This window comes from Elusimicrobiota bacterium (assembly GCA_026388095.1).
Taxonomy (GTDB): domain Bacteria; phylum Elusimicrobiota; class Elusimicrobia; order UBA1565; family UBA9628; genus UBA9628.
Window position 1 is genome coordinate 17117 of record JAPLKL010000039.1, and the last position, 12208, is coordinate 29324.

Consider the following 12208-nt stretch of genomic DNA (forward strand, 5'->3'; position numbering starts at 1 on the left):
GACAGCGCGACCGGCTGCTCCTACAGCTTCGGAGCCGCGCTGCCGTCGTGGCACTTGGCGCACTGCGTCTTATAGTCCCGCCGCAGAGGCACGCGCTTGTGGCCGCCGATGTCGTGGCAGTCCACGCAGCCCGCCATCTCGGTATGAGCCATGTGCGGCATGGTCTTGCCGGCATAGCGCACGGTCTCGGGAGGGACCTTCACGCCGATGCGGCCGTGGCACTGCTTGGCGCAGTAAGCGCCCGAAAGCATGGACTCAGACGATATATCCGGCAGGTCCGCCTTGAGCCGCCGGCCGGCCTCTCCGAGCTCGCGGTCGATCGCGCGCAGGATGACCGAAGCCAGGTAGATGTTGTGTTCCCCATGCGCCGCGCGCAGGAATGCGAGGAGCCGCTCGGCCCGCCGCACTCCCGCGCGGGCCTCGGCGGACTGCGGAGACTGCTTGGCCAGGGCCGCGCGGGCGGCCGCCAGCTTCTCGGCGGCCTTGGCCAGGGCCGAGGCGAGCTCCGCGTGCATCTCTTCGATTATGCCCCGGAACTTGGCGCCGTGGCACTTGACGCAGGAATCCTGCGAAGGCTTCATGGTGCGGCCGCTGAAATCCGCGGCCGCCTTGTTCTCGCCCTGATAGTGGCAGCCGTTGCAGTCCACATGGGCCAGGTACATGGGGCTGGGGAGCTCCGGCAGGGACCCGAGCTCCGGCCGAGGCTTGCCTGAATAGAGCTGCAGCTGGCTGAGGTGCTTGTCCTCATGGCAGAGGCTGCAGTCGAAGACTAGGCTCGGCGGATGCCTGTCGGACTCCGGCGCCGGCGCGGGAACCGCGGCCTGCTGTCCGGGAAGCGTGAGCGGCTGCTCCGACTTCGGGAACCCATGCCTCATCTCTTCGTGGCAGTGGAAGCAGGCGATATTGTGCTTGGTGACATGGTTGTCGTGGATGAACGGGATATCGCCGTAGCGCGAGAGCTTCTCGGGCTGGTTGTGGCAGAGCAGGCACCGGTCTTCGGGCGCCCGGCCCTTGCCCTGCACCGCCTCGACGTGGCAGTTCTGGCAGGAGATCCCCTGGCGCGTGACGAAGTCCCGGTGGTTGTAGGTCATGTTGCCCAGCTTGAACGACCGGGTGGGCAGCTCGTGGCAGCCCAGGCAGCCGCCGAGCGGCTCAAGCTTGCGGCCCTCGCCACGGCCCCGGAAATGGCACAGGAAGCAGGTGTCGTAGGTCACCTCGATGTGCTTGCCCACCACCACCTGGGAATGGCAGGAGACGCAGCGCAGTTGGCGGCCGCGGCGCCGCTCGGTGATGTGCGGCCGGTGGTCGAAGCGGACGCCGCCCTTGGTGACCACCTTCCCCTGGAGCAGGCGCGTGGAGTGGCAGCCGGAGCGCAGGCAGGATTCGTCGTTGACCTCGGCGAAGGGCTTCGAGGAATAGGTGCGGGTGACGTACTTGACCACCTGGGAGAGGGCCTGGAATTTCTTCCAAAGCAGGGTTTTCGGGGAGCCGGGCGGATAGTGGCACTCCACGCAGGCCACGTGGTTGTGCTTGGAGGAATGCCAGGCCTTGTAGTACGGCTCCATGATGTGGCAGGAGCGGCAGAAAACCGGGCTCGTGGAGTACTTCATCAGCCCGGCCAAGACCAGGATGCCGGCAAGTCCGACCCCGGCCAGGATCTTGAGGAGACGGGGCTCGACGCGCATCCTCATGCGGACGGCGACTTGGCGGCCCGGGCGGAGCCCCCGTGCGCCCAAGGCGGGAGAAGATAGAGCAGCGCAGCCAGGACGAACAAAGGCAGGACCGTGAGGACCGCCGCGGCCAGGAGGCCCTCCCGGCCAGCCAGCTCCAGCTTGTAGGTGGTGAAGCCGCGCAGACTCTTGGAGAAGAGCTGTCCGCCCATCACCACGTTCCAACGCATGGCGAGTATCCCGATCAAGGAAAGACCGGCGGAGACCGCGTAGCAGGCCCGCCGCACCCGCTCCGGGAAGAGGAACAGCTGATTGAGCCCCAGAACCAGCATGGGGACCAGCGAGCCCATGGCGATCTGCACGATGAACATGCTGATGAAGAGCTTGCCTTCGACGAGCAAAGTGATGATGTCGAAGTGGTCCTTGGCCTCATAGGCGGTCTGGATGGTCTCCAGCATCTCCAAAGAGAAGGCCACGATGATGGCGGTGAGCAGATACTTGGCCACCGTATCCAGGCAGGGCATGTCGATAGGCACCCGGCGCAACCGGCACAGGAACATGTAGATGAGCAGCACCCCGGCGATGCCCGAGGCCATGGCCGAGAACAGGAAGATGACCGGCATCAGCGGCGTGGACCACCAGGGGTTGGCCTTGAGCGAGCCGAAGATGAAGCCCACGTAGCCGTGCAGGAGCACGGCCGAGGGCAGGCCGATGACCGTGATGGCCTTGCCCAGCTTGTCGTCGATCTCCAAAGACCGCGGCGAGATGTTGGTCACCCCGAAGGTCAGCACCTTATAGAAGAGACGCTTCGGCCAGAAAGCCTCCGTCCGCGACCACTCCACGATCTCCCGGCGATAGTCCAGCCATATCTCCATGAGGAGCACGGCCATCAGGTACCAAGTGTAGACGAAACCGAACATGGCCATGGCCGAGGAGGTGTTCGGAGTCATGAAGATCTCCAAGGACCTCTCGGGATGCCCCAGATGCGCCTGCAGCGGCAAGGGCGCGATGAGCAGGAAAGCCAGGGCCGTGAGCAGCGAGAGCCGGTAGGTCGGCTTGACCGCGGCGACGTTGAAGACCCGCTCCAGCGAGGCCAGGATGAAGGCTCCGGCGACCAGGCCGGTGAGGTAAGGATAGAGGACGATGAGCACGCTCCACTGCAGCTCCAGCTCGTTGGGGTAGATGAAGCCGGTGACATGGGGCAGGGCGGCGCGCAAAGACTCCAGGAGGCCTGCTGGCATCAGCGCACCTCCTTGTCCAGGCCCTTATAAGCCACCTTGGGCTCGGTCCCCATCTCAGGCCTGAGCACCATGAGCCTCTCCGTCTCCATGAACTTCGAGATCGCGCTCGCCGGGTCGCTGCGGTCGCCGAACATCCTGGTCCCGGTCGGGCAGACCTCCACGCAGGCGGGCCGCAAGCCCTTTTGGATGCGATGGTAGCAGAGCGTGCACTTGTCCGCGACCTGCAGCACGGGATGGAAGTAGCGCGAGCCGTAAGGACAGGCCTGGACGCAGTAGCGGCAGCCGATGCAGTACTTGCGGTCCACCATGACCACCCCATCCTCCGTCTTGTAGCTGGCGCCCACCGGGCAGACCTGGACGCAGGGCGAATGCTCGCACTGGTTGCAGAGCTTGGGTACGAAGAAGCTCTTGGAGACCTCGCCCGGGTCGCGCACGGGCGGGTAGCCGTCCTGGCCCCCGTTGGGCGAATCAACGTTGGTCTCGCCGCTGCGCCGGATCACGTAGCGCTCCACCCAGGTGCGGAAATAGAACGGCTCGCGGGGCACGTCGTTCTCGGTCTTGCAGGCGCCCACGCAGCGCGCGCAGCCGATGCACTTGGTGGTGTCGATGGCGTAGGCCCAGTAGGGCTTCTTCCTCTTCCAAGGCGGCTCGTGGAAGAACTTCTCCGCGGCGGCCAGCGGCGCGGCCACGGCGCGGCCGGCCAGAGCCAATGCCGTCAAGGCGGCGCTCTTGAGGAACTGCCTGCGGCTCATCATCATGGTTTCGGGTTATGCGGGTTATGGCATTGGCTGCAGGCCACGCCGGGGTTGTGCTGCGCAAGGTCCTGCTGGGGGAACTTGGCCGGCCGGGAGATGTTCCGGGCGTGGCAGATCCCGCAGAAGGCGCGCATGTCCGCCTCCTTGGGTTTGACTGCCTTGACGGCCTTGGGATTCTGGGCGTGGGCCAGCAGCGCGCCGTGGCAGCTCTCGCAATGCACGCCGCGATGGCCTGCGCCGGCCTTGGCCTTGGCCTGCTCCGGGTGGCAGCGCAGGCAGGCCGGCTCGCCCGCGTAGTGCAGGGGCATAGACGCCATCTCCGTCGCGGCCGCGGCGCGGTAGTGGCCGTACTTGCCGAAGGTCTCCGGGACCAGGAAATGGCGCGCGGCGAAGAAGGCGGATATCACCAGGACGAAGACCGCGGCCACGCGCAGGAGATGTTCGATGTCTTTCATGCCGGATCCGCGTCGCCAATCATATCATAACGGGCCCGGCCTTGGGCTTTGACCGGCCGCACCGCGGGCGGATGATGCTGGTCATAGCGGAACCAGGCGATGCGAGGTATAGTAGTCTCTGCGCCGCCCGGCTGGTAACCCCCATGCACCGGGCGGCGCGCTGTTTTCACGCGGAGGAGGGGCGGCCGCCTAGGGCCGCATGAGCCGGCTGAGGACGTAGGGCAGGATCCCGCCCCAGCGATAGTACTCGACCTCGGCCGGGGTGTCTATGCGGGCGACCATCTCGAAGGAGCCCCGGCCGCCGTCCGGCCGCGCGACGTCCACGGTGACGCGCTGGCGGGGCTTGAGCCCGGCGGCGAAGCCGGAGACATCGAAGAGCTCCCGGCCGGTCAGCCCCAAAGACGCCGCGTCCTGGCCGTCGCAGAACTGCAGCGGCAGGATGCCCATGCCCACGAGGTTGGAGCGGTGGATACGCTCGAAGCCCACGGCCAGGACCGCGCGCACGCCCAGCAGCGCCGGACCCTTGGCGGCCCAATCCCGCGAGGAGCCGCAGCCGTACTCCCGCCCGGCGAGGACGACGAGGGGCACGCCCTCCTTCTGATAGCGCAGCGCCGCGTCGAAGATCGGCAGGCGCTGACCGTCCGGCAGATGCAGGGTCTCAGGGCCCTCGGAGCCGGGGAGCAGGAGATTGCGGATGCGGATGTTGGCGAAGGCGCCGCGCATCATGACCTCATGGTTGCCGCGCCGGGAGCCATAGGAGTTGAAGTCCGACGGTTGCACCCCCCGCTCCTGGAGGTAGCAGCCCGCCGGCGACCCCTGGGAGATGTCGCCGGCGGGAGAGATGTGGTCGGTGGTGACGGAGTCCGCGAACCAGGCCAAAGCCCGGGCGCCGCGGATGTCGGTGACCGGGCGCGGGCCGCCGTCCCAGCCTTCGAAATAGGGCGGCCTGCGCACGTAGGTCGAGGCGTTGTCCCAGGCGTAGAGGTCTCCGCCGGGCGCGGCGAGCGCGCGCCAGCGCTCGTCGCCTTCGCCGATGGAGGCGTACTCGGAGGCGAAGAACTCCTTCTTGACCGCCCGCCGCACGGTCTGCGCGATCTCGGCATCCGTCGGCCAGATGTCCCGCAGCAGGACCGGGCGCCCCTCCGCGTCGCGGCCCAGCGGCTCCGTGGTCAGGTCGATGCCCACGCGACCGGCCAAAGCGTAAGCCACGACCAGCATGGGCGAAGCCAGGAAGCTGGCTTTGACGTGGGGGTTGATGCGGCCCTCGAAGTTCCGGTTGCCGGAGAGCACCGCTGCCACGACGAGCTTGTTGCGCTTGATGGCCTCGACTACGGCCGGCTCCAAGGGGCCGGAGTTGCCGATGCAGGTGGTGCAGCCGAAGCCCACGAGCTGGAAGCCGAGCCGGGCCAGGGGCTCGATGAGCCCCGCCTCCCGATAGTAGTCCATGACCACCTTGGAGCCCGGCGCCAGGCTGGTCTTGACCCAGGGCGCGGACTTCAGGCCCCGCGCCACGGCCTTCTGCGCGAGCAGGCCCGCGCCGATCATGGCGGCGGGATTGGCGGTGTTGGTGCAGGAGGTGATGGCCGCGATGACCACGCTGCCATGGCCGAGCTCGCCGCGGCGGTCCCCCGACTCGACCTGGATGCGGACCTTGGGCTGAGCTTCGGGCACGCCTTTCAGGAAGCCCTGCAGGGACTTCTCCCAGGCGCCGCCGGCCTCGGCCAGGAGCACGAGGTCCTGGGGACGCCGGGGGCCGGCGATGGACGGCCGCACCGCCGCCAAGTCGAGCTCCACGGTGTCGGAGAACTGCGGCTCGGACGCCGAGTCGGTCCGGAAGAGGCCTTGCTCGCGGCAATAGTCCTCCACCAGGCGGATATGGGCCTCCGGCTTGCCCGTCAGCGCCAGGTAGTCCAAAGTCTGGGAGTCCACCGGGAAGAAGCCGACCGTGGCGCCGTACTCCGGCGCCATGTTGGCCAAAGTGGCCCGGTCCGCCACGGCTAAAGACCCGACGCCGGAGCCGTAGAATTCCACGAACTTCTCCACCACGCCTTTGCGGCGCAGCAGCGCGGTCAGGGTCAGCACCGCGTCCGTGGCGGTCACGCCCTCCGGCAGGCGGCCCGTCAGGCGGACCCCCACCACCTCCGGCACCAGCATGGCGATGGGCTGGCCGAGCATGACGGCCTCGGCTTCGATGCCGCCGACCCCCCAACTGAGCACGCCCAGCCCGTTGGTCATCGTGGTGTGGGAATCGGTTCCGACCAAGGTGTCCGGATAGGCCAGGCGCCGGCCGTCCTCTTCCCGCGTCCAGACCACGCGCGCCAGGTGCTCCAGGTTGACCTGGTGCACGATCCCGCTCTCCGGCGGCACCACCGACAGGTTCGCGAAGGCTTTCTGCCCCCATTTGAGGAAGGCATAGCGCTCCCGGTTGCGCTCGTACTCCAGCCGGGCGTTGCAGGCGAAGGCCTCGTCGTCGCCGTAGCGGTCCACCTGGACCGAATGGTCCACGACCAGGTCCACCGGCACCAGGGGGTTGATGCGCCGAGGGTCGCCGCCCAGGCGGCCGACCGCCTCGCGCATAGCGGCCAGGTCCACGACCGCGGGCACGCCGGTGAAGTCCTGCATGAGCACGCGGGCCGGCATGAACGAGGTCTCGGGGCCGCTGCGGCGCGTCTCGGCCCAACCGGCCACGGCCGCGACCGCCTCGCCGCGCGCGTCGTGGCGCAGCAGGTTCTCCAGGAACACGCGCAGGCAGAAGGGCAGTCGTTCGATGGGGTAACGGGCGGCCAAAGACTCCAAGCGGAACAGGTCCCAGGCCTCGCCGCCGGAGACCAAAGCGCTGCGGGCGCCGGAAATCATCGAAATGCCGCCCATGTCAGAGGTTGGCGGCCACCGCGTCGGCGAACTGGGAGCATTTGAGCTCCTTGGCGTCCGGCATCTGGCGCGCCAGATCGTAGGTCACCGTCTTGGCCGCGAAGGTGGCGGACATGGCCTGCAAGACCGCAGCCGCCGCCTCCTGCCAGCCCATGAACTCGAGCATCAGGGCCCCGGAGAGGATCAAGGAACTCGGGTTGGAGACGTCCTTGCCGGCGTACTTGGGCGCGGAGCCGTGCGTGGCCTCGAAGACCCCGATGCCGTCGCCGATATTGGCTCCGGGAGCCATTCCCAGGCCGCCCACTTGCGCCGCGCAGGCGTCGGAGAGATAGTCGCCGGTGAGGTTCGGCGTGGCCAGGACCGAGTATTCGTCGGGCCTCAGAAGGACCTGCTGGAACATGCTGTCCGCGATGCGGTCCTTGATGAGCAACCGGCCCTCAGCCGCGGTCCCGCCGGCTTCCGTCACCGTCTCTTGCGGGAACTCATCGCGGACCAGCTCGTAAGCCCAGTCCCGGAACCCCCCCTCCGTGAACTTCATGATGTTGCCCTTGTGGACGATGGTCACGGAGGGCAGCTTCTTGGCCAGGGCATAGCGGATGGCGGCGCGCACCAGGCGCTTGCTGTTGCCCGGGCTCATGGGCTTGATCCCGATGGCGGACTTGTCGGCGAGGCGCACGCCCATCTCCCGGGCGAGGAAATCCGCCACCCGCCCGGCCTCCGGCGAGCCCGAAGCCCATTCGATGCCCGCGTAGACATCCTCCGTGTTCTCCCGGAAGATCACCACGTCGAGCTTCTCGGGATGGCGGACCGGCGCCGGGACCCCGGGGAACCACCGCACCGGGCGCACGCAGGCGTAGAGGTCGAGCTTCTGCCGGATGGTGACGTTGAGGCTGCGGATGCCGCCGCCGACCGGCGTGGTCAGCGGTCCCTTGATGGAGACCCGGTACTTCCGCAGGGCGGCCAAGGTCTCCTCGGGCAGGTGCCGGCCCGGGCCCAGACGGGCCGCGGCCTTCTCCCCAGCCAGGACCTCGAGCCAGGCGATGCGGCGCTCCCGGCCGTAAGCCTTCGCGACCGCGGCGTCGAGCACCAGCCGGGCGGCGGGCCAGATGTCCGTGCCGATGCCGTCGCCCTCGATGAAGGGGACGACGGGACGGGCGGGGACCTGAAGGCGGCCGCCCGATAGAGTGATGGGCTGCCCCTCCTTCGGGACGGCGCCGGCGGTCGAGAGCTTTTCCATAAGGCCCAGGCTCAGACGTCGGGGACGTCGGTGATCAATTCGACCATATTGGCCGACCGCTTGTCCTGGGGATTGCAGCGCAACGCCTCCCGGAAGGCCTTCACCGCGTCGGTGTTGCGGTTGAGCCCGAAGAGCGCCAGGCCCAGCTTGTACCAGGCCGTAGCGGAGCCGTTGCTGAACCGCACCAGGTTCTGGAGCAGTCCGAGCGCCTCCTGGAACCGCGCTTCCTGCAGATAGGTCTCGGCCATATGGTAGAGCACGATCCGCGTCTCCGGGCTGAGCTCATGGACCTTTTGGAAATGGCCCAAAGATTCCTCGGAATGGCCCTTATGGTAATGAGCGAATCCCAGATAATAATGCGCCATGGCCAGTTCCGGGTTGCAGTCGAGCGCCAGCTCGAGCTCCGAGATGGCGTCGTCGAGCCGGGCCAGCCGGTAGTAAGCGATGCCCAGGCGCAGATGGGTCACGGCCAGGTCCGGCCGGATCTCCAGGGCTTTCTTGTAGATCCCGATGGACTGGAGCACGAACCCCTCGCTGAAGCAGAGGTTCGCGAGGCTGTCCCAGGACCAGAAATCGCCGGGATCGCGCCGCAAGCGCTCCTCCAGGAGCGCCACCATCTCCTTGAGCTTCTTGTTCTGCGGGGGGATCCAGACGCAGGCCTTCTCGACGTCGATCGCCAGGTCATCGGGCACGGGTCTCCTCGTTCGCACTTGGCCTCCAAAGCTCGGACATTCCAATGGCTCCATGGTTCTTATCCTCCCTGAGGCACCGGCACCGCGCTGCCGCTTAGACGCCAGGCCAAAGCCTCCCGCTGCCAGACCAGTTCGATGGGCAGCCTGGGGCCCAGCGAGCCGAGGAACGTCTCATGCTCCGCGAGCTCCGCCCTCCAATCCTCCTGCCGCACCGCCAGCAATTCCTCCAGCGCCGGCCGAGGCAGGTCCAGCCCTTCGAGATCGAGACCATCGAAAGTCGGGACGAATCCGATGGGCGTGCTGCGCGCCTTGCCCTCGCCGCGGCATCGTCCCAGGATCCACTCCAGGACCCGGGCGTTGTCCCCGTACCCGGGCCACAGGAAGCGCCCGCCCGCATCCGTCCGGAACCAGTTCACGTGGAAGATCTTGGGCGGGTGGGAGAGCTTCTTGCCCATGGCCAGCCAGTGGGCGAAGTAATCGGCCACGTTGTAGCCGCAGAACGGCAGCATGGCCATGGGGTCGCGCCTGACCTCTCCCTGCTTGCCGACCTGGGCGGCCGTGCGCTCGGAAGCCATGGTGGCGCCGACATAGACCCCATGCTCCCAGTTGAAGGACTGGTAGACCAGAGGGGCCAAGCGCGCCCGGCGGCCGCCGAAGACGATCGCGGAGATGGGCACTCCCTGCGGGTCCTCCCACTTGGGTGAGATGCAGGGGCATTGCCGGGCCGGGGCCGTGAACCGGCTGTTGGGATGCGCTCCCAGGATCGCAGCGCCCTTCTCGTCCTTCATCCCCGGCTTCCAAGCCTGCCCCCGCCAGTCCTTCCCCGAGGCCGGAGGCGCCCCGTCGCCCGATTCCCACCAGACCGAGCCATCGTCTCCCAGGACCACGTTGGTGAAGATGGTGTTGCGCTGCACCGTAGCCACGGCGTTGGGATTGCTCCGGGAGTTGGTGCCCGGCGCCACCCCGAAGAACCCCGCCTCCGGGTTCACCGCCCAGAGCCGCCCGTCCGGTCCGATGCGCAGCCAGGCGATGTCGTCGCCCACGGTCCAGACCTTGTAGCCGTTGGCCTTCATGCCTGCGGGCGGGATGAGCATGGCCAGGTTGGTCTTGCCGCAGGCGCTGGGGAAAGCCGCGGCCACGTACTCGACTCGGCCCTGGGGATCTTCGACTCCCAGGATGAGCATGTGCTCCGCCATCCAGCCTTCCCGACGGGCAAGGGCGCTCGCGATGCGCAAAGAAAGGCATTTCTTGCCCAGGAGCGCGTTGCCGCCGTAGCCCGAGCCCACGCTCCAGATGGCGTTGTCCTCCGGGAAGTGCAGGATGAGCCGGCGCTTGTCATCCAGGTCCGCCTTGCCGTGCAGGCACTTGGTGAACTCCCCGTCCGTTCCCAGCTGTTCCAGCACCGGGGTCCCCACGCGCGTCATGATGCGCATGTTGAGGACCACGTAGATGGAATCGGTCAACTGCACGCCGATCTTGGAGAACGGAGAGCCCACCGCGCCCATGGAGAAGGGGATGACGTACAGCGTGCGGCCTTTCATGGAGCCGCGGAATATATCCCCGGCCCGGCGGTAGCCCTCGTCCGGGGACATCCAGTTGTTGGTCGCGCCGGCGTCAGCCTTGTCCTTCGTGCAGATGTAAGTCAGATGCTCGGTGCGGGCCACGTCATTGGAGGCGGTGCGGTGGTAGAGACAGCCGGGGAATCTCTGCGCGCTCAGGCGGATGAGCTCTCCCGAGGCCACGGCCTCGGCCTCCAGCCGCTCCTTCTCGGCCTCGGAGCCGTCGAGCCATACCACGCGGTCCGGCCCGCAGAGCTCCGCCATCTCGCGGACCCACGTCTCAAGTCTCGCGTGCTGGCTCATTGCGCGGCCTCCCCGGACTCCGGGACGCGCAGGTCCCGCTGCTCCAGCGGGACGTAATGCCGCGTCTGCTCGCCGATATAGATCTGGCGGGGCCGCGCGATGCGCTTGGCGGCATCGTCATGCTGCTCCTTCCACTGCGCGATCCAGCCGGGCAGGCGCCCGATGGAGAACATGACCGGGAACATATTGGTGGGGATGCCGATGGCCCGCATGATGATGCCGCTGTAGAAGTCCACGTTCGGATAGAGCTTCTTCTCGATGAAATACGGGTCCTTGAGGGCCAGTTCCTCGAGCCTCATGGCGATGTCCAGCAGAGGGTCTTGGATGCCGAGCTTGCCCAGCACGCGGTCACAGCACTTCTTCATGATCTTGGCGCGGGGGTCGTAGTTCTTGTAGACCCGGTGCCCGAAGCCCATGAGCCGGAACCCGCTGGCCTTGTCCTTGGCCATGGCGATGCAGTCCTCGGGCTTCTTGTTGCCGCGGTGGATCAGCTCGAGCATCTCGATGACGGCCAGGTTGGCTCCCCCGTGCAGGGGCCCCCAGAGCGCGCAGACCCCGGAGGCGCAGGAGGCGAACAGGTTGGCCTGGCTGGAGCCCACCATGCGCACGGTCGCGGTGCTGCAGTTCTGCTCGTGGTCCGCGTGCAGGAGGAAAAGCAGGTTGAGGGCGTCCTCGACCTCGGGCTCGACCACATAGTCATTGTAGGGCATGGAGAACATCATGTGCAGGAAGTTGGCGCAGTAGCGCAGGGCAGGGTTGGGGTACATGAGCGGCAGTCCCCGGGAGCGGCGGTAGGAGTAGGCGGCGACGGTCCGGATCTGGCTGATGACGCGCGCCGCGGCCTGCTCGAAGGTGGTGCCGTTGGTGAGGGTGAAGAACTCCGGATGGAAGCAGGAGATGGCGTTGATCATGGCGGAGAGCTGAGCCATGGGGGGAGCGCTCACCGGGAAGCCCTCGAAATGGTGCTTCATGCTCTCGTCGAGGTTGGCGTTGGCCGTGCAGATGGCGCGGAAACGGTCGAGGGCCGCCCGGGTCGGCAACTCCCCGAAGATGACCAGCATGGCGATCTCTAGGAAATCGGGATGGGGGCGGTCGAACTCCTCGATGGGGATGCCGCGGTAGCGCAGGATGCCCTTCTCCCCGTCGATGAAGGTGATGGCGCTCTTGCAGGAGCCGGTGTTGCCGTAGCCCGGGTCGTAGGTGATGACCCCGCTCTGGGCGCGCAGCCCGGAGATATCCACGGCCAGCTCTCCCTCCGTGCCTTCCAGCACCGGCAGGGCATAGGTCTTGCCGTCGATGGTGATGCTGGCCGCGTGCTGCGCCACATCTCCGTTGCTTTGCTGGCAGGCGGCCGGCTTCGGAGCCAGGATCGGCTTCTTCGCGGCTGTCCCACCGGCGGCGCCTGAGCTCGAATCGGACATGTCA

9 protein-coding genes are annotated in these 12208 nt (G+C 67.3%); all 9 read right to left on the minus strand.

What is annotated here, in order from left to right:
* Window positions 1–20 precede the first annotated feature (20 nt).
* Window positions 21–1691 (minus strand): cytochrome c3 family protein, encoded by a 1671-nt coding sequence (locus tag NTY77_08555; GenBank protein MCX5795527.1) that lies wholly within the window; start codon window positions 1689–1691, stop codon window positions 21–23.
* Window positions 1688–2911, minus strand: coding sequence for a polysulfide reductase NrfD (gene nrfD, locus NTY77_08560; GenBank protein MCX5795528.1), 1224 nt, complete (start codon window positions 2909–2911; stop codon window positions 1688–1690). The genes NTY77_08555 and nrfD overlap by 4 nt, the downstream gene beginning before the upstream one ends.
* Entirely contained in the window at window positions 2911–3663 is a 753-nt protein-coding gene (locus NTY77_08565; protein ID MCX5795529.1) for a 4Fe-4S dicluster domain-containing protein, read from the minus strand. The genes nrfD and NTY77_08565 overlap by 1 nt, the downstream gene beginning before the upstream one ends.
* Window positions 3664–3665: 2 nt before the next feature.
* A complete protein-coding gene (locus NTY77_08570; GenBank protein ID MCX5795530.1) occupies window positions 3666–4121 on the minus strand; it encodes a multiheme c-type cytochrome in 456 nt (151 codons plus the stop codon).
* Between the two features lie 189 nt (window positions 4122–4310).
* A complete protein-coding gene (gene acnA / locus NTY77_08575) occupies window positions 4311–6992 on the minus strand; it encodes an aconitate hydratase AcnA (GenBank protein MCX5795531.1) in 2682 nt (893 codons plus the stop codon).
* A gap of 1 nt (window position 6993) precedes the next feature.
* Window positions 6994–8229: an isocitrate dehydrogenase (NADP(+)) gene (gene icd, locus NTY77_08580; protein MCX5795532.1), complete on the minus strand. Its 1236-nt coding sequence runs from the start codon at window positions 8227–8229 to the stop codon at window positions 6994–6996.
* A gap of 11 nt (window positions 8230–8240) precedes the next feature.
* The gene (locus NTY77_08585) at window positions 8241–8921 is read right to left on the minus strand and encodes a tetratricopeptide repeat protein (GenBank protein MCX5795533.1); all 681 of its coding nucleotides are present in this window, start codon (window positions 8919–8921) and stop codon (window positions 8241–8243) included.
* A 59-nt stretch (window positions 8922–8980) separates the two neighbouring features.
* Window positions 8981–10783 carry a phosphoenolpyruvate carboxykinase (GTP) gene (locus NTY77_08590; GenBank protein ID MCX5795534.1) on the minus strand — a complete coding sequence of 601 codons (1803 nt, stop codon included), beginning with the start codon at window positions 10781–10783 and terminating at the stop codon, window positions 8981–8983.
* The gene (locus NTY77_08595; protein ID MCX5795535.1) at window positions 10780–12204 is read right to left on the minus strand and encodes a citrate synthase; all 1425 of its coding nucleotides are present in this window, start codon (window positions 12202–12204) and stop codon (window positions 10780–10782) included. Before NTY77_08595 ends, NTY77_08590 begins: the two co-directional genes overlap by 4 nt.
* Between the last annotated feature and the right edge of the window lie 4 nt (window positions 12205–12208).